The organism is Microcoleus sp. K4-B3, from assembly GCF_036704615.1.
GTDB lineage: Bacteria > Cyanobacteriota > Cyanobacteriia > Cyanobacteriales > Microcoleaceae > Microcoleus.
Genome location: NZ_JAUBSF010000030.1, coordinates 1 through 18,331, shown reverse-complemented (window position 1 = coordinate 18,331; position 18,331 = coordinate 1). Strand labels below are relative to the sequence as shown.

The 18,331-nt window shown below is 45.6% G+C and carries 23 protein-coding genes; 10 read left to right on the top strand and 13 right to left on the bottom strand.

Annotated features, from left to right (window positions below; all coding sequences use genetic code 11):
• Positions 1-50: 50 nt before the first annotated feature.
• A complete protein-coding gene (locus QUA78_RS15195) occupies positions 51-980 on the top strand; it encodes a type IV pilin-like G/H family protein (RefSeq protein WP_333303443.1) in 930 nt (309 codons plus the stop codon).
• A gap of 132 nt (positions 981-1,112) precedes the next feature.
• Here the strand turns inward: QUA78_RS15195 and QUA78_RS15190 are convergent, their stop codons facing one another.
• From QUA78_RS15190 to QUA78_RS15175, 4 genes are all read right to left on the bottom strand, one after another.
• Positions 1,113-1,523, bottom strand: coding sequence for a hypothetical protein (locus QUA78_RS15190; RefSeq protein WP_333303442.1), 411 nt, complete (start codon positions 1,521-1,523; stop codon positions 1,113-1,115).
• Positions 1,507-1,707 (bottom strand): hypothetical protein, encoded by a 201-nt coding sequence (locus tag QUA78_RS15185; RefSeq protein WP_333303441.1) that lies wholly within the window; start codon positions 1,705-1,707, stop codon positions 1,507-1,509. The genes QUA78_RS15190 and QUA78_RS15185 overlap by 17 nt, the downstream gene beginning before the upstream one ends.
• A 251-nt stretch (positions 1,708-1,958) precedes the next feature.
• On the bottom strand, positions 1,959-2,582 hold the full coding sequence (locus tag QUA78_RS15180; protein ID WP_333303440.1) for a DedA family protein: 624 nt from the start codon (positions 2,580-2,582) through the stop codon (positions 1,959-1,961).
• Between the two features lie 150 nt (positions 2,583-2,732).
• Positions 2,733-2,897 carry a hypothetical protein gene (locus QUA78_RS15175; RefSeq protein WP_333303439.1) on the bottom strand — a complete coding sequence of 55 codons (165 nt, stop codon included), beginning with the start codon at positions 2,895-2,897 and terminating at the stop codon, positions 2,733-2,735.
• Between the two features lie 33 nt (positions 2,898-2,930).
• Between QUA78_RS15175 and QUA78_RS15170 the strand changes: the two genes are divergently transcribed.
• On the top strand, positions 2,931-3,275 hold the full coding sequence (locus QUA78_RS15170) for an STAS domain-containing protein (protein WP_333303438.1): 345 nt from the start codon (positions 2,931-2,933) through the stop codon (positions 3,273-3,275).
• Positions 3,276-3,327: 52 nt separating this feature from the next.
• Here the strand turns inward: QUA78_RS15170 and QUA78_RS15165 are convergent, their stop codons facing one another.
• The 7 genes from QUA78_RS15165 to psbN all read right to left on the bottom strand — a co-directional run bounded on the left by QUA78_RS15165 (position 3,328) and on the right by psbN (position 10,273).
• Positions 3,328-3,978 carry a hypothetical protein gene (locus QUA78_RS15165; protein ID WP_333303437.1) on the bottom strand — a complete coding sequence of 217 codons (651 nt, stop codon included), beginning with the start codon at positions 3,976-3,978 and terminating at the stop codon, positions 3,328-3,330.
• Positions 3,971-4,525: an Npun_F5560 family protein gene (locus QUA78_RS15160; RefSeq protein WP_172189697.1), complete on the bottom strand. Its 555-nt coding sequence runs from the start codon at positions 4,523-4,525 to the stop codon at positions 3,971-3,973. The genes QUA78_RS15165 and QUA78_RS15160 overlap by 8 nt, the downstream gene beginning before the upstream one ends.
• Positions 4,526-4,798: 273 nt before the next feature.
• Positions 4,799-5,392 carry a class II aldolase/adducin family protein gene (locus QUA78_RS15155; protein WP_333303452.1) on the bottom strand — a complete coding sequence of 198 codons (594 nt, stop codon included), beginning with the start codon at positions 5,390-5,392 and terminating at the stop codon, positions 4,799-4,801.
• 862 nt (positions 5,393-6,254) lie between these two features.
• The gene (locus tag QUA78_RS15150) at positions 6,255-7,178 is read right to left on the bottom strand and encodes a hypothetical protein (RefSeq protein WP_333398885.1); all 924 of its coding nucleotides are present in this window, start codon (positions 7,176-7,178) and stop codon (positions 6,255-6,257) included.
• Between the two features lie 633 nt (positions 7,179-7,811).
• Entirely contained in the window at positions 7,812-8,723 is a 912-nt protein-coding gene (locus QUA78_RS15145; RefSeq protein WP_333163148.1) for an MBL fold metallo-hydrolase, read from the bottom strand.
• A gap of 1 nt (position 8,724) precedes the next feature.
• Positions 8,725-9,825 carry a chorismate synthase gene (gene aroC, locus QUA78_RS15140; RefSeq protein WP_333303435.1) on the bottom strand — a complete coding sequence of 367 codons (1,101 nt, stop codon included), beginning with the start codon at positions 9,823-9,825 and terminating at the stop codon, positions 8,725-8,727.
• Between the two features lie 316 nt (positions 9,826-10,141).
• Positions 10,142-10,273, bottom strand: a complete 132-nt coding sequence (gene psbN / locus QUA78_RS15135; protein WP_006633693.1) for a photosystem II reaction center protein PsbN — start codon at positions 10,271-10,273, stop codon at positions 10,142-10,144.
• A 352-nt stretch (positions 10,274-10,625) separates the two neighbouring features.
• Here psbN and psbH point away from each other — a divergent pair, with 352 nt between their 5' ends.
• From psbH to QUA78_RS15115, 4 genes are all read left to right on the top strand, one after another.
• Positions 10,626-10,829, top strand: a complete 204-nt coding sequence (gene psbH / locus QUA78_RS15130) for a photosystem II reaction center phosphoprotein PsbH (RefSeq protein WP_006633692.1) — start codon at positions 10,626-10,628, stop codon at positions 10,827-10,829.
• A 150-nt stretch (positions 10,830-10,979) separates the two neighbouring features.
• Complete coding sequence (locus tag QUA78_RS15125) at positions 10,980-11,228, top strand: TatA/E family twin arginine-targeting protein translocase (RefSeq protein WP_333303434.1); 249 nt, start codon at positions 10,980-10,982, stop codon at positions 11,226-11,228.
• A complete protein-coding gene (pth, locus tag QUA78_RS15120) occupies positions 11,229-11,891 on the top strand; it encodes an aminoacyl-tRNA hydrolase (RefSeq protein ID WP_333071067.1) in 663 nt (220 codons plus the stop codon).
• Positions 11,888-12,154 carry a DUF3146 family protein gene (locus tag QUA78_RS15115; RefSeq protein ID WP_333163143.1) on the top strand — a complete coding sequence of 89 codons (267 nt, stop codon included), beginning with the start codon at positions 11,888-11,890 and terminating at the stop codon, positions 12,152-12,154. The genes pth and QUA78_RS15115 overlap by 4 nt, the downstream gene beginning before the upstream one ends.
• 81 nt (positions 12,155-12,235) lie before the next feature.
• On the opposite strand, the gene QUA78_RS15110 is transcribed toward QUA78_RS15115, so the two are convergent.
• Positions 12,236-12,613: an S-layer protein gene (locus tag QUA78_RS15110; protein ID WP_333306894.1), complete on the bottom strand. Its 378-nt coding sequence runs from the start codon at positions 12,611-12,613 to the stop codon at positions 12,236-12,238.
• A 56-nt stretch (positions 12,614-12,669) separates the two neighbouring features.
• Between QUA78_RS15110 and QUA78_RS15105 the strand changes: the two genes are divergently transcribed.
• From QUA78_RS15105 to QUA78_RS15095, 3 genes are all read left to right on the top strand, one after another.
• Complete coding sequence (locus QUA78_RS15105) at positions 12,670-14,610, top strand: bifunctional serine/threonine-protein kinase/formylglycine-generating enzyme family protein (protein WP_333306892.1); 1,941 nt, start codon at positions 12,670-12,672, stop codon at positions 14,608-14,610.
• A gap of 154 nt (positions 14,611-14,764) precedes the next feature.
• A complete protein-coding gene (locus QUA78_RS15100; RefSeq protein ID WP_333306890.1) occupies positions 14,765-15,229 on the top strand; it encodes a hypothetical protein in 465 nt (154 codons plus the stop codon).
• Positions 15,219-15,596, top strand: a complete 378-nt coding sequence (locus QUA78_RS15095; RefSeq protein WP_333306889.1) for a HEPN domain-containing protein — start codon at positions 15,219-15,221, stop codon at positions 15,594-15,596. The genes QUA78_RS15100 and QUA78_RS15095 overlap by 11 nt, the downstream gene beginning before the upstream one ends.
• 118 nt (positions 15,597-15,714) lie before the next feature.
• On the opposite strand, the gene QUA78_RS15090 is transcribed toward QUA78_RS15095, so the two are convergent.
• Positions 15,715-16,545 (bottom strand): CPBP family intramembrane glutamic endopeptidase, encoded by an 831-nt coding sequence (locus tag QUA78_RS15090; RefSeq protein ID WP_333306887.1) that lies wholly within the window; start codon positions 16,543-16,545, stop codon positions 15,715-15,717.
• A 212-nt stretch (positions 16,546-16,757) separates the two neighbouring features.
• Here QUA78_RS15090 and QUA78_RS15085 point away from each other — a divergent pair, with 212 nt between their 5' ends.
• Positions 16,758-18,209 (top strand): GTP-binding protein, encoded by a 1,452-nt coding sequence (locus QUA78_RS15085; protein ID WP_333398884.1) that lies wholly within the window; start codon positions 16,758-16,760, stop codon positions 18,207-18,209.
• The last annotated feature ends 122 nt before the right edge of the window (positions 18,210-18,331 follow it).

The following is an 18,331-nucleotide window of genomic DNA, read 5'->3' as shown; positions in this document are numbered from 1 at the left end:
AATAGTAGCGTAGCTTTCTATCTGTAGATACTCAACTCAAATCAATCCTTATGACTCCCCCTCAAAATAACTCTAATCTTGCGCCTTGGAAATGGGCTTTAATTGGTGCTAGCTCGACTTTAGTGTTAGCCTTAGCCGGCTTTGGATTATATAATTTACTGAACCCTAAAACTTCTTCAATTTCAACTTCAACTTCAACTTCAACTTCTGTAGCTACTGCAACTCCTGATAATTCTGTTGCTAAAAAATTGATAGGTCAATGGCAAGGGCAAGTTTCAGGTCAGTCTGTAACATTAATCTTTACGCAGGAAGGGAAGTTATTTATTTTGGATACGCCTACTTCAGCTACCGAAATGGAGTATCAGACTAACGTAAATCCTCAACAAAAAGACCTGGATATATTAGTAGGAGGTAAAATTACCGCGAGGACAATTTTTGATTTAATGGCAGATGATCACTTGCGTTTAGAATTAGATAATCTTGGAGAATCTCGACCCACATCTTTTAGTTCCAATGCAAGGATTTTTCAAAAAATATCTGAGCAAACGACACTGCCCGCTAATGTTCAAGTAGTTAATCTCCAAAATCAACAAAACAAGGCGAGACAGGCAGAAGCAAAACAGTATGTTGGTTCAATGAACAGAGGACAACAAGCTTTTTACGCTGAAAATGCCAGTTTCTCGCCTAGCATAGAAAAATTGCAATTAGGTATAAAGTCAGAAACAGAAAATTACTCGTATAGCATTGTTTTAAGCAACGATAAGCGTTTTGTTCAATCAATTGGTTTAGCTAAGAGAGATGGATTGAAAAACTATACTGGTCTAGTTTATTTAACTAAAAACTCTGATGGCGAATATACATCTACACAAAGTAGACTATGCGAAAGCAATCAACCATCAAAAGAGCTTCCTGGAAAACCAACAGCTACTAACTTTCCCGACATACAATGTCCTTCAGATTTTTCAGAAGTGCTGCGGTGAAACTTTCCCCAAAATCAATAGCATATCCGCAATCGACTGAGTATCAAATAATGTCATAGCGCACTTCCTCTCCTCTCATTTGTTCACAGCACTATTTGACGGATGGGTCAACAGGTTTTGAAGTGCGATCTCTCAACTCTTAACTACCTCCAAACCCGTATCTTTAGCTACTTGTTGCGCCACAATTTCCTCCAAAGTAGCGACTCTCTCCCACTGAGACTCTATTGGCTCAAACTGGCAGTAGCAAAGTACGAGCTCATCCCAGTCGCAGTCTTCGCCAACAGCCGGATAGGACTGTACTTTTGCGACTAACCAGTCGCTTTGGCGGTGGTAAATTTCTCCGTCTGCGAAACGTTTAGATTCTCCCAAGCGATCCCCAATTTTAGGGAGAGTTCGGTTTCTGGAATAATCCATTTCTTCGTGCAGCAAGTAAGTACCAGAACCTATGGCATCGAGCCTTTTCTCCCATCCAGTCTGTGCACCGTCAGTGCGGTAAATCTTCAGGGTTGGCTTGCATTTTATCGAATTAATCTTGGTGGTCATACCACAGCTCCTGAAAGTTAATCTCTTCTCCTACAAACTCACAGTCTACCTTCAAAACAGGGTCGTTATTAGGAATAAATCTCTGATAATCCCAGCCGTATTTTTTAGCCATTTCGGCGCATTTATCTGGATCGGTCGCCGGTTTTGTAAATCGCTTTTTCTTGGACGGGTCAGTTTCGGACATTTTACCACCTGGGAATTGAACGCCGCAGCCTCATTATACTGCCTTCTCTTTAGATTGTCACAAATGAGTTGGAGGACTGAAATTCGCGCTACCAACTTGATGATTTTGAATACAGAAGTCCTGACTTATTAATAGGCGAGCGACAATGATTAGACTTTTTGCAAAAATAGATAATATCTGCGTTTATTTGCGTTCATCTGCGGTGAAAAACAGAAAATCTCGAACTCTTGCAAAAAGTCTAACCACCAATCTTACTTAGTCTTATCCAAACTCCGCGACTCCAACCAAATAGGAATTGCAATCCAAGCAACTGCTAACAGCAAAGCAAATACCGCAAATTGAGCCGCCCAAGCTACCAACTTCTCCAAAGACACAACTTGTCCCAAGAAGTAGGATAAACTTACCATTACAGATGCCCAACTGGCAGCACCCAGAATGTTGAACAGAGAAAATTTCCAAAAAGGCATTTCTGCAATACCCGCTAGGGGGCTAGCAAAAATTCGCAGCAGTGCAATGAAACGGCCCAAAAAAACAGCTTTAGCTGCATTTTGGCTAAACTGTTCTTTTAAGTCAAACAGTTGTTCTTCCCGAAAGCGGAAAAATTTTCCCAGATTCAGCAGCAGTGGCCAGCCGCCGTACCTGCCGATCGCATAACCGAAATTTCCGCCCACAGTCGCACCGGCGATCGCACTGCCGAGTACATACCAGTAATTCAGTTCCCCGCTGCCAGCTAAAAACCCGCCAGCAATCGTAATTGTCTCGCCTGGAAGAGGAACTCCCAAATTTTCCAGCAGAATTCCCAGAAATACTGCCCAGTAGCCGTAATCGCGCGCCAACTGCTGAATAGTCTCTAACGATAAAAACTCAAAAGACATTCGATACTGCCTTCGTAAACTTTTGCAAAGCTCAATACATTTATATATTGACTCGATTCAGCCAATAGTGCAATCTTTCCCTGTGATGAAGAACACACTAAACTCGCGATCGCTGGTTCACATAAAAATTGGCCTTTCAGGCATAATAAATTAATAGAGAATTGATGCGGTTGCGTTCCGCGCGATCGCTAGCCAGTTTCCTGCTAAATTTATCACCACGGCTATCCCCACCGATTCCCACAAGGGCGATCGCCCTTCCTCCAACCTTAGCTGAAATCCCCTGATTCTTTCAACAGAATCAGCAACTGAACTCACTTATTCATACTTTACAATCCTAGGATAACTGCTATGGAATTTTCCAACTTCAACCAACCCATCGTCCTCCAGCCTCAAAACTGCCTCGACTCCCAAGCAGGCAGCCTCCTCCAGCAACAGCTAGCAGAAATTGCGCCCGATCGCCATAAACTTTGGGTAATTGACATGGCGGACGTAGATTTCATCGACAGTTCCGGGATCTGCGCCTTAGTCGGCGGACTCAACGCCGCCCGCCACCGGGGATGTCGCTTCGTCATCTGCAACCTCTCAGCAACAGTCCGGCTAATATTTGAAATTACTCAACTCGACCAACTCTTTGAAATCTTCGACAGTTTCGACCAAGTTATCTCCGCTGAAACTCCGGCTCTAGTTGCTTGATTAAAATGATCTCCCAAGATTCAAATCTCAAATCTCAACTTTCCCATAGACTTCAAATAACCGCAGAGCAAATTTGTGTATCATAGATAGGCTTATTTGTCAAGCAATACCAATGACAGACAAATAAATCGGGTACTTGAACGCCGACAGAAGCGATCGCAGGTGCAGCCGGAAAAGGCCAAAGTCGATCGAAACAAATCCTTTCCCCTACAAACCCGAACTGCATCAAATAAGTCGCCGGCGGCGCATTTAAAAGATTTAGCAAGCGGTAAGCCAACTCGTACAACTGCTGCCGCCAAAGATCCGACAAATGCACCGGTTGAGAGTAACTCAACTCGCCAGACTGCTTGTCAGCTTCCGCACCGATCGCCTCAGCATACAGTGGGCCCTTTGGCGTCAACACCACAGGCAGCCAAAAATTGCCATCGCCGACGGGTACTTGCAACTCCTGGGACACTCGATCGCGCGCCGCCGAAACATTGCCACAAAATCGAAACACGTCCCTACCCGGAAAAACCAGATTTTCTGGCACATCCAGCGTCAAAGGACAAACGATCGCCCCACCCGGAGCGAGTACACCAGAATTGAGTTCAGAAACCCCACAGATATCGACTTCAGTTAAAGGATGAGATTGAGCGATCGCCGCCTTGAGAATTGCGGCCGGATTTTTCTCACCACCCGCCACAATCAAAACCTTAGACATTGCCAAAGCTCGGCATTTGAATGCCCCGATCGTCCTCAGCATCCACGCTCGGAAGATCCAGGCCCTTAGCCTTGCGGCTCCGCACAGCGAGACGGTAAGTTACGCTTTGCAACTCAGTGTGCAACTGGCGGTTTTCCTTTTGCAGTTGATCCAATTTTTCCTTAATTGGCTCGATCCGTTCGGCAAACTTCTGGCGGTAAACCCCAGGCAATTCCTGAACCACCTGTTCTAGCATCCGAGAGCGATCCGTCAATTCCTGCACCGACTGCCGCAGTTGGTAAACCTCAGCATCCCGCTCCGCGATTTGTTCCTGATAAAAACTCACCTGTTCTTCAACAGCTTGCAGTTGTTCCCGCATCGCCTGCATTTGAGCTTGGTGGCGATCGGAAACTTCCGGCGCCGGCACAAAACTCGAATTTCCCTTCACCAGCCTGAAAAGTTCTTGAGACAACTGCTGCACCAATTGGTCGCGCATTTGCAGCTCTTCGGTGAGACGAGATACCTCTGATTGCAGTTCTTTTGAGCTTACAAGTTTAGTTTGATTCACGATGACTCTCAGCTTTTGCTATATAGTTTGTTTCTCTTTAAAAATATCTTTCCCTTACCGCAGAGGCAAGAGGCACTTTAAAAGTTTGGAACCCGTGAGGCTAGATCGATCGCTCGATCGGCTAGAGGTCAAGGGTCAAGCCCAGTTTAACTCACATCAGGCACCCACGTCATCACTTTAGTTTCTTGCCGCAGACCCACCTAAAATCCTAGATTTTTTGTCAATAAACCAGGTTTCTGAGCTTTTTTTTGAGAATAGTGCCAGATATCACGTCTAACCGATCGCAGCAGAAAGCACTTTGCCAGCTTCGTCCAAGGTGCTGCCAAAACAGATAATTCCGTCCTCGTGACCGGCCATCGCCAGAATTTTGCGCTCTGCCAAATTCTCCTCCTCAAAAAGTCTAGACATTTCTAACGCCATCTGGGGAGTGCCGTAAGGTATTTCTTTTCTAGTAGTAGGAATCTTAAACAGCAGTTGCTGCCATAGTTGAGGGTTGTGGACGTGAATTATCCCGCCCACATCGTCTCTCAGAAGGTACAGGGCCCCGTGAGTCAGAGACTCCGACGAAGCTGGTACGGGGCCCCGGCAGCCGAGGAAATTTTGTTCTAAGTTAAATTCGGTAACAGTACAGTATGATTCTGGCCCCAGAGTCCTCAAGTGTGCAGTCTGGGTTCCCGAAATCACGAATTGGCAAGAATTGCCGAGCCTGACGCTGACATTCCCAAACCCTATGCCATTTTCGTAGACCCCAATTAATCCCCAAGAGTGGAGCCGATCGCGCCAGTCCATCAAATCTGCTATGTTCCCGGCAGCTACAGGGTCTGCCTCTTCCCAGTCACAGCGGTACTTAACGACTCCTTCATCCATCCATTTTCCTGCCAGAGCAAGCACGACAGACACGACCCAAGCTGAGACTTAATCGAAGTTTTCAAACTGCTTTTTTTTTGCCTGCTGCCTGATGTCTCGCTGCACGAGCGCCTTAACAGGTCTACATTCCAGTGTCGCCGTAATTAGCAACCGACATTAGCAAAAAGTAAGCTACGAAAAAAGAACAAATTATTCCAAAAATCATTGTCTTGCCTCTAGGTGATTGCAAAAGTTCAAAATGAAAACGTAGGATTTCTGTAGGGGAGTTTGATTTCAGGCTCTTGCCCCATGAAGTTTCTGATGTGAAACTACATAACTTCCCTCAACAAGGAATGGATCTAGACTAAAGCATTTATACGGAGGTGAGACACCTCCTAAGAGATATTTAACCACAAATTAACGCTCGATCCGCTAACGCAGGTAAAAAACAACCGTAAATTTACTGATTCTTTATAATTAGACATATATTTAAGCGAGAGCAACACAAAAATAAAATATTTTTTAGACAGTCTTGATTTTTTAGACAGTCTTGGACGCAACTGGCAGAATCTTCGGGCGATCTAGGGTCGTCAACACCTTTGTCGATCGAGCAATTTTGAACCCTGATGCACCCTACAAGCTCAGAAACTATGTTGACGATCGTAATATCATCTCCGGTAAAATCACCGCAATTAAGCTCGCGTCGGCGGGTTCACCAAAATCTCTAGACAAGTTACAGAGCCAGTAAACCCGCGCAGACCGAGACCGGGATGCTCGATCGACCGGACTCGATCTAAGTCTTATTACCAAAAAGGCAAGCCGATCGAGCAGTGATGGCCCGATCGGCTAAAGTCTTCTGTGAAACGCGATCGCCCGCAGCCCTTTAAATGTGGAAGTGATACAAGATGCTGCCGTCGTCTTTAATTTCGCAATTGGCATTAAAGACTTCAGCTTGTTGGTTCAAAAAACGCTGAGCGACATCCGGCGACAGCCGCGTCTCCATCGCAAAACGCACCAGAGTGATTTCGCCGCGACCTTCTTTGATCAGTCGGTACAAAGCACTTTGGAGCCTTTCGCTCTCTTCTCGCTGAAAAGCTGCTTTGTACCTCCAATCCGCCACCGAAGGAATCAAACCCCGGCTGACCAAAATCGCCAACAGCAAGCCAATTCCCAAAATCAGAGGCACAGTCGGATCGCTCGTGGGCGTCGCCACAATTTGCGGCACTGTAGCGGCGGCGAAACTGCTGACCATTTCTTTTTCCGACGCTTGCGTATCCGCCATTGCAAGCTGAGTTTTGTTGTAAAAGTCTTGCTGCAGCTTCATTTGCTGTAACAGGCGAGCGCGCTCTCTTTCGTATTGGTCGAGTTTTTGCTGAGCTTGTTTCAGGTCTTGAGTGACTTGTGCCAAGCGTTGGTTGAGCGACTGATTGACTGATTGCCACCGATATCTGTTAATCAGGCGGCTTTTTTCAACCATGCCCTTCATCAACATCTCCACCGTTTGGATTGCTTGCTCTCGATCGAGCGAGCGATAGCCAACAACAATCTCTAGGGGTTGGTCCGGCTTAGAAATCTTGACACTAGCATTCTGTCGAACTTGCTGGGGCGACAGCTTAACTGCATCTGCCACTGCTTTGACAACATTATCTGCCAGCAGGACCTCGGGGGTCAGTTGCTCTCCCTGCTTGAGAATTGTCGTGCCCGTGCTCGAAAATTTGACTGGCGGATTATTAGAAGTGAGAGTGCCTTGAGCCATGAATCCGGGGAGCGGGGCGAGGCGGTAGGCCAGGGCGCCTGAAATACCCATAATTACAGCAAAACTGCCTAAGGCAATCCATCTGTATTGAGTTGCTGAAGATCTAAAACGTAAATTTCCCATTTTGATAGTCAAGTCATAACATTCGCTTGCCGCAGCTACTGCCAAACCTAAGAGCGAGCGTTTCTTTCTTGTTAGTCAAATTGACTGCTGAAAAATTTCTCAGCTTGTAGCGAAAAGCTATTAGCTTTTCAGAGTTGTCAATATTCATGATCCGAAAAAACCGATCGCGCTTTTATTTGATCAGAGCTATAACTTCAGTTTTTGTCCTTAATAATTAATCTGTAACAAGGCTTCTGGAAGTCTACTGGCATCAGACTAGCACTCAGGCGTGCGATCTCCTCGCCTCGCCGTGTTTGTTGACATTCAAAACTGTCACCTTTTCACCCTTGGCAATCCTCCAATTATCTTACGTCTTGGCGTCTTGCGGACGCGGTTCAACAATAAAAAAAACCTTAAATACTTTGCCTAAAAACTTAACAAGCAAGAATTATACCATGCAGTTAAGAGTTTGCTGCAAATTAAAAAAAATTGTGGATCTGGTTTCGCGGCCAGAGCCACATATTCACATAACAATTATGGTTCGATCGGTTGATGGTTCGATCGAGCCCCGGAGGCGAATGTTCAGAAGCCGATCGGCAAAATAAGACCCTCGCGGGCCATGACAGCCTTCGGAAAAGCGATTTGCACGTCTTCGGCGATGCGATCGAGAAAATCGTCTGTGTGAGCAGGATCGTGGTGAAAAATTACCACTCGTTTCACCCGGGCTTCCTTAGCCATTCTCACCGCTTCCTGCCAAGTCGAGTGTCCCCAACCCACCTTCGGAGACTTGGGGTTGTGATATTCCTCGTCTGTGTACATCGCATCGTAAATCAGCACATCAGCGTCGAGGGCTAAATTGTAGACATTCTCATCTAGCCGATCGGGAAAATGCTCAGTATCCGAACAGTAAACAACTGATCGTCCCTGCCAAGTCACCCGATATCCCATAGCAGTATTCGGGTGATTCAGAGAACCCGTCCTAATCTCAATATCGTCCAGCATCATCGTCTGGTTGTGATTGAGTTCGTAGAAATTCAAATCTGCCTGCAAACCCATCAGCGGCACCGGCGAATTCGAGTGCAGCACCCGTTCGACAAAGTGCCTTTTCATGCAATCTCCATCCGGCGGAGTCGCCCCGTAAATATCAAAGCTATTGCCGCGGATAAAAGCTGGGGCGAACAGCGGGAACCCTTGAATGTGATCCCAATGATAGTGAGTAAAAAACATATAAGCTTGCACCGGCATTTCTTGCACCAACTGGTCTCCCAGCATCCGCAAGCCAGTTCCGCCGTCAAAAATCAAGCGTTTGCCAGCGACTCGCATTTCCAAACAAGAAGTATTGCCGCCGTAGCGAACAGTTTCCTGTCCGGGTGTCGGAACACTGCCCCGCACGCCCCAGAACTGTACTACAAAATCATCTATACCTTTGATTGATTCGGAGGGTTGAGGGCAATCAACGGGAGTTGCCGCTACAGAGGACAAGCTGATTTCCATTTTAAAATTCAGGCTTTAAGGTTCCACATTGTCCGTGATGGCGCAGCAGGTGGTCGCACAACACTAAAGCTACCATCGCTTCCACCATTGGCACAGCTCTGGGCAAAACGCAAGGGTCGTGCCGCCCTTTGGCAGCCAGCAGTGTTTCTTCGCCTTCTCGGGTAACTGTGCGCTGCTGCTGGCGAATTGTCGCAGTTGGCTTGAATGCCGCCCGCAAAATGATATTTTCGCCGTTAGCAATACCGCCCTGAATTCCACCGGAGCGATTCGTCACTGTACGAATTACACCCTTGTCATCAGTATAGTATTCATCATTGTGTTCGCTGCCCTTGAGCAGAGTCCCGGCAAAGCCCGAACCAATTTCAAAGCCTTTGCTGGCGGGCAACGACATGATGGCTTTGGCCAAGTCGGCTTCGAGTTTGTCGAATACGGGCATTCCCAAGCCTTTGGGTACGTTGCGGGCGACGCATTCGACTACACCGCCGATCGAATCTCCGCTGTCACGAACTTTTTCGATCAGTTCAATCATTCTTTCGGCGCATTCGGCATCTGGACAGCGGACTATATTGCTTTCTACTTGTTCTAAGGTAACAGTGTCCGGGTCGGCGACACATTCTAAGTCTTTGATGCGTTTGACGTAGCCGACTATTTCGACTCCTGCTGCTTGTTTGAGAATTTTTTTAGCGATCGCCCCTGCTGCTACTCTACCTATTGTCTCCCTCGCCGAACTTCGACCTCCGCCTTGCCAGTTACGAATTCCGTACTTAGCATCGTAGGTAGCGTCAGCGTGGGAAGGGCGGTAGGTAGTCGCCATTTCGCCGTAATCTTGGGGGCGAGTGTCTTGATTGCGGACTAAAATTGCGATCGGCGTCCCCAAAGTTTTGCCTTCAAACACCCCCGACAGAATTTCGCACGTATCTGCTTCTTTGCGGGGCGTGGTAATTTTGCTTTGACCGGGGCGGCGGCGATCGAGTTCGGCTTGAATTTCCGATGCGTCGATCGACACCAGGGGCGGGCAACCGTCAATTATTACTCCCACACCGCCGCCGTGAGATTCCCCAAATGTCGATATCCGAAATAAATGCCCAAAGGTATTGCCCATTATGCTTTTGCCTGAAACTTGATAATTTTTACTTTAACTGGAAGATAGATTTCTTAAATATAGATTTAGTGTGTTTTTGAAGAAGATAGCATTGACTGGGAGAGTCAGAGAGAAGTTTTGTAGGGGCGATGCCAAGAGTGCTTGCCCCCGATGGAGAGTGGGAGAGTGGGGTAGGGGGATAATTGTGAAAATATTCCCTCTTCCGACTTCCCTCCGACTTCTTCCCTCTTTTTATCCTGAGCGAAGCCGAAGGGCTTTCTTCCTTCCATCCGTTACAAAATCCGTTACAAAATCCGTTGCCGAACTTCCTTCTTCTTTAATCTTCGTGTTCTTCAAAAGGATCTCTCAATTCCTTAGAGGGAGGGCCGAAAGCCGTGTATATCGAGAAACCGGTGATTGCCACCAGACACACACCGAGAGAAATGCCGAGAACTGCTGCGGGTTCCATATTTTTGATCGATTATGAGTGCTCCACTCTATAATATTACAAAAAATAACAATCCGTCTGAAAGTCTAGTGATTTTAGGCGCGGTACGGTATGGCAGCGAAAAAGGGGAGAGGGCGAGAGGGGGAGATCGTTACTATTGAGAGTTAATTAAACTGTCACCCATTCAAATTATATCTTTTACGGCGAGGTCGAAAAAGCCTCAAATCCTCGGACACTCTGCCTGTCTCCCGCTCCCCCACTCCCCCTCCCCCGCTCCGGCTCCCCCAGTGTCCCGCACTTCTGAGAAATTGCGATCGCAATTAGCGGTAGAAATATGTCAAACTTTTCTGTAGAGATTCATTGCAGGTGACTTATGGCACAACGGACTTGGTTAGGAGATATACTCAAACCCCTTAACTCAGAATACGGCAAGGTAGCCCCCGGCTGGGGAACCACGCTATTGATGAGCGTGTTCATTGGACTGTTTTTCGTGTTTTTGTTGATTATTTTGCAAATCTACAACTCTTCGCTGATTCTGGAGAATGTGGATGTCGATTGGTCGAGTCTCGGCCGCTAAAACTCGATCGCAAAACAGTAAAGCTAAAAGTAAAAGCTGAGGGTTGAGGAGAAAGGGTAAAAGCTAAGTTTTTCCGTTTTTCCTTACCCTTGTGATTACTTTTTCCCTAAATAAACAGGAAGTAACTAAACAAATTGCAGGACAAAAACCATGAATATTTTTGGCATTGGTTTGCCGGAAATGGCAGTTATTTTTACGATCGCCTTGTTGGTATTCGGTCCGAAAAAATTACCTGAAATCGGTCGCAGTATGGGCAAGGCAATTCGGGGATTTCAGGATGCTTCGCGGGATTTTGAGTCAGAGTTCAAGCGGGAAGCCAAGCAGTTAGAAGAAGCTGTCGCCAGCAAGCCGGAACCAGAAAAACTCGCGGCTGCTAAGGAAGATACCGCAGACATTTAAATGAACAACACTCAGAAGTCGGAAACACCAGCGGAGTTAGTGATTCCCCAGTTAATAGTTGGCTTGGGAAATCCCGAACCTAAATACGATCGCACCCGACACAACATAGGCTTTAATGCTGTCGATGCCTTGGCTAAATCTTGGCAGATTTCGCTGTCGGAAAATCGCAAATTTCAAGGCATATTTGGCGAGGGAAACCGGCCGCGGGGACAGAAAATCCGCTTGCTGAAACCGCTTACTTACATGAATCTGTCGGGTCAAGCGATTCGGGCGGCGACGGATTGGTACAAAATACCTGCGGAGTCTGTGTTAGTAGTATACGACGATATGGATTTGCCGATCGGGAAATTGAGAATGCGGCTTGCCGGTTCGGCCGGCGGACACAACGGGATGAAATCGACAATTTCTCATTTGGGGACAGACAAATTTCCCCGCTTGCGGATTGGCATCGGCAAACCTCAAAACGATGCTGCTAAAAATGAGAAAGATACGATTTCCTTCGTGTTAGGAAAATTTTCCTCAGAGGAAAGTCAGTTAGTAGAGAAAGTGCTTAAACTGGTTGTAGAAGCTGTGGAACTAAGTCTGCACCAAGGAGTAGAAAAAGCCATGAGCCTTTACAATAGTCGCACAATTGCAGAAACAAACGCGGAAACAAAAAGGTGAGTTCGAGACGTTTGCCAGAAACAACTGCATATGTCCGGGTTACTGGCCAATCTTGGCAAAAAGGCACGATTGAGGGTGAAGTGACTGCCGGCAATTTTGAGTGGCAGTTTCAGTGGCGTTTCACGGCAGAAAAAACACTGATACTTGAGCCTTCTCAGGGTAGGGCATTGATTCAGGAACCGCTGCACCGCTTTCTGGAAAAATGGGATTATCAATTAGAACCAGGTGGGGATTATTCGTTTACGGTTCGGGCTCAGTTTTAAAATCTTGGTAATGGGAAATGTGGCAAAGGTAATCGGGAATAAAAACTTCCTTTAGTAGGATATCCCGCTTCCACTAATTCTTTAATTAATCACGGGAAATGGCTGTAATGGGAAATTGGGAAAGGGCGCTCGGGAAGGCGAACTTTCTCTAATAGGAGGTCCCGATTCCAGTAATTCTTTAATTAAAGCAGGTGGCGTCCCTTCTCGGTAAGCCCCGCAATAATACATTGTCAAAACAGCTTTGTAAGCCCAGTGATTGGAAGGTACATCGGTAAAAGGATTGGGTAGGGTTTCAACCTGATTCTGCACGCAAGCATTGAGAATTTGTTCTTGCGTTGGCTGCACTTGAACTAAAGAGTTATTTTGCTTTGGTTGTGCAGGATTTTGTGCTAGTGCGGGAGATGAACAACTAGCACTAATTAGCAGTATAGCTGCGGAAACGATTCTGAGTTTAACCATTTAATTCCCTCTTGTGCGACAATAGAGCCTAACTTCCACTGCATTCCCTGAAAACTATGCTGGGTCGTACCCTCCGCAATCATTATCAAATTATCAAATTCTTGGGCAAAGGCGCTTTTGGCCACACCTACCTTGCCAAAGATTTAGACTTACCCGGACATCCCCAGTGCGTTGTCAAACATCTTAAACCGCAAAATGCTTACCCTGACCTTTTACTAATTGCCAAACGCTTATTCGACACAGAAGCTCAAACCCTGGATAAATTGGGTAAGCTACACGACCAAATTCCCACGCTTTTCGATCACTTTGAGGAAAAGGGGGAATTTTATTTGGTGCAAGATTTTATCGCCGGACATGACCTTACGGAAGAACTGATTCTAGGTAAAAAATTAAGCGAATCCTATGCTATTAAATTATTGTACGAGATATTAGAAGTTTTAGCCATTGTTCATCAGCAAAATGTGATTCATCGCGACCTGAAACCTGCTAACTTAATGCGCCGTCAAGATGGCAAAATTATCTTGATTGATTTCGGGGCTGTCAAGGAAATTAGGACGATAGTTATGAATGCTCAAGGGCAAACGAAGTTAACTATTGCAATTGGTACTCCTGGTTATATGCCGAGTGAACAAGCCAGCGGGAAACCTAGACTTGCTAGTGATATTCATGCAGTGGGGATGATTGGGATTGAAGCCTTGACTGGTCAACCTCCTCATACCTTACCAGAAGATCCGCAGACGGGAGAAGTTATTTGGCGAAATCGGGCGCAAGTGAGCAATAACTTAGCGAATGTTTTAGATAAAATGGTGCGCGATCATTTCAGTCAGCGTTATCAAAATGCAGGTGAAGCATTGCAAGCACTTTCATCTTTGTTGCCTAATGCTTCAAGGAATCAGAATCAGGTAAATCCTGTAGCATCTCCACGTAATTCCTCTTTACCTATTCCCTTACCTGTTGTTTCACCTAATACGAGAAGGCGAACTTTATTACAATTAGGTGGTTTTGCCGGCGCGGGGTTTGTTATTGCAGTAGTGACTCAAAATTTTGGCAACAAATGGTCTCCCTATTCACCTGAAAATTCCTCCCCAAAACTATCACCCGAAAATCCACCGCCTCAAGCATCCTCAATTTCCTTAAAAACTTTTAATTTTGAAACGGTAACAGTCAATTCAACGGGGAAAATTAATAACCACCGCCAAGGAGAAGCAAAGTTTTTTACAGATAATCTCGGCAATGGTGTTACGATAGACATGATCGCAATTCCAGGGGGCAATTTTGTAATGGGTTCCCCCAATACGGAAGCAGGGCGATTTAAGAGTGACGGACCACAGCATAATGTTACTGTCGGCCCTTTTTTTATGGGAAAATATGAGGTGACACAAAAACAGTGGGACGCAGTAATGGGAAATAACCGTTTTTATTTCAACGGCGGGAAACGTCCTGCCGAAAATGTATCCTGGTATGACGCTGTAGAATTCTGCCAAAAACTTTCTCAAAAAACAGGCAAGAATTATCGCTTACCCTCAGAAGCAGAATGGGAATATGCTTGTCGCGCCGGCACCTCAACACCTTTCTATTTTGGCGAAACAATTACCCCAGATTTAGTTAATTATTCCGGCGATTCTCCCTACGGTTCTGCACCCAAAGGACTTAACCGCAAACAAACAACGGATGTGGGGAGTTTTCCACCGAATGCCTTTGGTTTATACGATATGCACGGGAATGTTAGTGAATGGTGTGCAGATCCTTGGCACGATAGCTATGAAGGTGCGCCGCAAAATGGCAGAGTGTGGGACGAGAAAGATAATGATAATAGTTATCAAAACGGTCATTTATTAGTCAACATTAAGAATGATAAACGAACCCGGCTTTTGCGCGGGGGTTCGTGGTTCCATGTTGCCGTCACTTGCCGCGCTGCTGCTCGCTACTTTAGTATGCCGGAATTTCGCTCCTACTCGGGTTTTCGGGTTGTGTGTACGGCTGCATGGACTTCTTAGTCCTTTGCTCTTTTGCCCTTTTGCCCTTTACACTTCTTCTTTTTTCCCTCTCGCGCGTAGCACTAAAAATATTTTTTTTCAGATTCACCCCACAACAGATTATAATTAGAAATATTGATTTTTCTCACGAATAGTCGCATATGAGATTTACAAAATGAATAACCTATTAGAAGAAACTTTTGCCACCGTCTCTCAACTACCCGAAGCAGAACAAAATGCCATAGCATCCTTAATTTTAGACAAGATATCAGCACCAAGAGTCGCGCCTTTCCTCATTTCCCAATCAGACATCGAAACCCTAGAAAAATCATACATTTTCCGAGACAAAACAGAAGTTATTGAATTTATTAACCAATATCCGTTTTTACTTCCCGTTGTGCTAGAAGCACCCGTTCAAATTAGCAATTATTTTCCCGAACAAAAACTATTACTTCAAGTCATCAATGACCCCGAAATCCCTAACTATGTTCATCTGGTTCTCTCAATCATCTTGACAGACCTCGATCCCGATGAAGCAATGGATAGAGAAGACCAATTGCGTAAAAATTGGTCTAGGGGATTATCCCATGAAATTCGGGAGCATTTTTATACGATTTTGGAATATACTGATGAGTTTTGATTGGTCGCAATACCTAAATTTAGCAAAAGAACTTGCTGGTAAAGCAACTATTCCTGCTGAACAGGAGGCGCGATTGAGGGATGCTATCAGTCGTTCCTATTATGCTGCTTTTATCTTAGCGCGGAACTATTTGCGAGATAAACAAGGTCATTCCCTGCCAAAAACTAGCGATATTCACCGCTATGTTTGGCAAGAATTTGATATTAATCCTGACTCAAGATATCAATTAATCGCCAATAATTTAGCAGTTTTGCGCCGATATCGAAATCAAGCAGACTATGACGATAATTTTCCCTTATTATCTGCGATTGCTACTATTGCGATCAAGCGTTCTCAAGAAATAATTTATAACCTAAATAATCTCTAAATATCAATTTAATCTGATAATGCCTTTGCTAAAACAGCAGTAGTTGTAGGGTGTGTCGCCTGCGATAAATTCCTAACTAAATACCAACAATCTCATAGCGACGCACCTGATGGATATATTACAAACCTTTGGACTGTTGGGACATTTTTCGCATTCCCACAGCCAAGACACTCAAAAACAACAGCCCGATCGCCCCAGCTAGCGGATTGCCGTTAACTCCTGTCACCCAGTCGGGAACAGATGCCGAATATCGCACTAACTGCCCGATGTTGATCGTGTAATATCCCCAGACTAAACCTGCATGAAGCCCGATCGACAAACCGAGGCGATTTTGGCGCGATCTTTTTCCCCAAACCAGAATCAAACCCAGCAACAACAACCCCGGAAACTGCGGCCAACTCCCCAGCATTGCCGCCACAGGTTTGATAAAATGAGATAGGGCAAACACCAGGCTATTCGCCCACAGAGATATTTTATAATTGTAATCCCGCTGCAACTCGTCGAGCAACCAACCCCGGAATACCAACTCCTCCGCAAAACCGACTCCAAGGGCGCTTAACAGCCCTTCTGCGATGATTCTCGGCAAATTATCAGAATTTTGCCACGCGACTAAGCCGAACAGTCCTTGCACCGCAAATAAGCTGAAAGTGAGCAAAAGCCCGATCGCCAATCCGATTAAAAGCTCAAAACCGTTTTTTCGCGTATTGATTAAACCGTAACTTTTGAGTAATTGGGTTTGTCCGTAAACCTGTTTTCCCCAGCGCGGCACTAGGAACAGAAACTCAGTAAACAACAATCCCATTGTCAGAATAGTTGCTAGGTTACTATCTTTAACTAAGAGATAAATTGGTGCTGCTAGCGGCAGCCAAATTGCTAGCAAGATTAATAGGAAAATTATCACACGTAAAGGAAATGGATAACTGGCTATTATTTGGAGACGGTTAATCATTGTTGTAAATTAAACAGGTTTTACATCATATCTGTAGGGACACAGCAATGCTGTGTCCTAATCCTGGTAAGGACACAGCATTTCTGTCTCCCTACCCGGATTATAAACACGCCATTGCCGTGCCCCTAATGTACAAAGCAGACGGAAAAAGCTAGAATGGCATGGTATCGGTTGAAACTTTAAGTGAAGCAAAGCTATAACATCAGGTAACAATGACTGAAGCCTCGGATTTTTCAAATGTCGATCGAGAATTAGATGACACAATTTTAAGCTTCGCAGACATTCAGGCAGAACTCAACCTGCGCCACGCTAAAGATGCTCTGCGAGATATAGTAGAAAATCTCGACTTGACAGTTCAAGAGCGAACTGGACTAGAACCGGAAATTGGCGGGTTGGAGAAAATGCTCGACAAGCTAGAGCGCGCTTGCGTGCAAATAGCTGTGTTTGGGATGGTGGGAAGGGGAAAATCTTCGGTTTTGAACGCGCTGCTAGGTCAAAATGTGTTTGAAACTGGCCCGACTCACGGGGTGACTCGCACGACGACTATCGGTCAGTGGGATGTCGGAGAGGGAATTGATGAGAATTTGCCCGATCGACTTTCGCCAGTTATTTACCGTTTGTCGCAAGTTGAATTAATCGATACTCCGGGAATAGATGAAGTTGACGGCGAAACTCGCGAACTTTTAGCCCGCCGCGTTGCTAAACAAGCAGATTTGATTTTGTTTGTAGTTGCTGGCGACATTACAAAGGTGGAATACGCAGCACTTTCTCAGTTGCGGGAAGCCGGAAAACCGATGTTATTAGTGTTTAATAAAATTGACCAGTATCCCGATGCAGACAGGCTGGCAATTTATCATAAAATTCGAGACGATCGCGTGAGAGAATTGTTGTCTCCCGATGAAATTGTGATGGCGGCGGCTTCGCCTTTGACGGCGAGGGCGGTGCGCCGTCCCGACGGAAGTATGGGCGTGCAAATGACTCGCAGTTTGCCACAAGTGCAAGATTTAAAATTAAAGATTTTGGAGATTTTAGACCGAGAAGGCAAATCTTTGGTCGCGCTGAATACGATGCTCTGTGCGGGGGATATTAACGAGCAGTTGGTGCAGCGAAAAATGGAGATTCGAGATAACGCAGCTAATCGAATTATCTGGAACGCGGTAATGACGAAATCGGTGGCGATCGCACTTAATCCAATTACAGTAATTGATATTCTTAGCGGTGCGGTAATTGATGTGGTGATGATCTTAACTTTATCTAAAGTTTACGGCATTGCGATGACGGAAGCGGGCGCGGTGGAATTGCTGCAAAAGATTGCGATTAGTATGGGGGGGATTACGGCAGGTGAATTGTTGGCTAATTTTGGTTTGAGTTCTTTGAAAGGATTGTTGGGTTTGGCGACGCCCGCGACAGGGGGTTTGGCTTTAGGGCCTTATTTGTCTGTAGCTGTGACGCAAGCTGCGATCGCGGGGGTTTCTTCCTACGGTATCGGTCAAGTTACTAAGGCTTATTTGGCTAACGGTGCTTCTTGGGGAGATGATGGGCCAAAGGCTGTTGTGAGCAAGATTTTGTCTTCTTTGGATGAGGATTCTATTTTAAATCGGATTAAGGAAGAGTTGCGGGCTAAGTTGGATTTGGGAACTGTGGAAAAACAGAAATTTCAGTGAGAAGCAGCAAAAAAAAAAGAAGGCACGAGACGGATTTTGACACGGATAAGCTGTTAAACATCTAAACTGCATTAACTAAGTTGCCTTTATTTTTTATCTTTCGGTTCCATTTCATAATTAGT

What these genes read in the sequence shown, in the direction of transcription:
- QUA78_RS15195 (WP_333303443.1), top strand. Translation starts at nt 51, where the DNA reads ATGACTCCCCCTCAAAATAACTCTAATCTTGCGCCTTGGAAATGGGCT.
- QUA78_RS15190 (WP_333303442.1), bottom strand. Translation starts at nt 1,523, where the DNA reads ATGACCACCAAGATTAATTCGATAAAATGCAAGCCAACCCTGAAGATT.
- QUA78_RS15185 (WP_333303441.1), bottom strand. Translation starts at nt 1,707, where the DNA reads ATGTCCGAAACTGACCCGTCCAAGAAAAAGCGATTTACAAAACCGGCG.
- QUA78_RS15180 (WP_333303440.1), bottom strand. Translation starts at nt 2,582, where the DNA reads ATGTCTTTTGAGTTTTTATCGTTAGAGACTATTCAGCAGTTGGCGCGC.
- QUA78_RS15170 (WP_333303438.1), top strand. Translation starts at nt 2,931, where the DNA reads ATGGAATTTTCCAACTTCAACCAACCCATCGTCCTCCAGCCTCAAAAC.
- QUA78_RS15165 (WP_333303437.1), bottom strand. Translation starts at nt 3,978, where the DNA reads ATGTCTAAGGTTTTGATTGTGGCGGGTGGTGAGAAAAATCCGGCCGCA.
- QUA78_RS15155 (WP_333303452.1), bottom strand. Translation starts at nt 5,392, where the DNA reads ATGGATGAAGGAGTCGTTAAGTACCGCTGTGACTGGGAAGAGGCAGAC.
- QUA78_RS15150 (WP_333398885.1), bottom strand. Translation starts at nt 7,178, where the DNA reads ATGGGTATTTCAGGCGCCCTGGCCTACCGCCTCGCCCCGCTCCCCGGA.
- QUA78_RS15145 (WP_333163148.1), bottom strand. Translation starts at nt 8,723, where the DNA reads ATGGAAATCAGCTTGTCCTCTGTAGCGGCAACTCCCGTTGATTGCCCT.
- aroC (WP_333303435.1), bottom strand. Translation starts at nt 9,825, where the DNA reads ATGGGCAATACCTTTGGGCATTTATTTCGGATATCGACATTTGGGGAA.
- psbN (WP_006633693.1), bottom strand. Translation starts at nt 10,273, where the DNA reads ATGGAACCCGCAGCAGTTCTCGGCATTTCTCTCGGTGTGTGTCTGGTG.
- psbH (WP_006633692.1), top strand. Translation starts at nt 10,626, where the DNA reads ATGGCACAACGGACTTGGTTAGGAGATATACTCAAACCCCTTAACTCA.
- QUA78_RS15125 (WP_333303434.1), top strand. Translation starts at nt 10,980, where the DNA reads ATGAATATTTTTGGCATTGGTTTGCCGGAAATGGCAGTTATTTTTACG.
- pth (WP_333071067.1), top strand. Translation starts at nt 11,229, where the DNA reads ATGAACAACACTCAGAAGTCGGAAACACCAGCGGAGTTAGTGATTCCC.
- QUA78_RS15110 (WP_333306894.1), bottom strand. Translation starts at nt 12,613, where the DNA reads ATGGTTAAACTCAGAATCGTTTCCGCAGCTATACTGCTAATTAGTGCT.
- QUA78_RS15105 (WP_333306892.1), top strand. Translation starts at nt 12,670, where the DNA reads ATGCTGGGTCGTACCCTCCGCAATCATTATCAAATTATCAAATTCTTG.
- QUA78_RS15100 (WP_333306890.1), top strand. Translation starts at nt 14,765, where the DNA reads ATGAATAACCTATTAGAAGAAACTTTTGCCACCGTCTCTCAACTACCC.
- QUA78_RS15095 (WP_333306889.1), top strand. Translation starts at nt 15,219, where the DNA reads ATGAGTTTTGATTGGTCGCAATACCTAAATTTAGCAAAAGAACTTGCT.
- QUA78_RS15090 (WP_333306887.1), bottom strand. Translation starts at nt 16,545, where the DNA reads ATGATTAACCGTCTCCAAATAATAGCCAGTTATCCATTTCCTTTACGT.
- QUA78_RS15085 (WP_333398884.1), top strand. Translation starts at nt 16,758, where the DNA reads ATGACTGAAGCCTCGGATTTTTCAAATGTCGATCGAGAATTAGATGAC.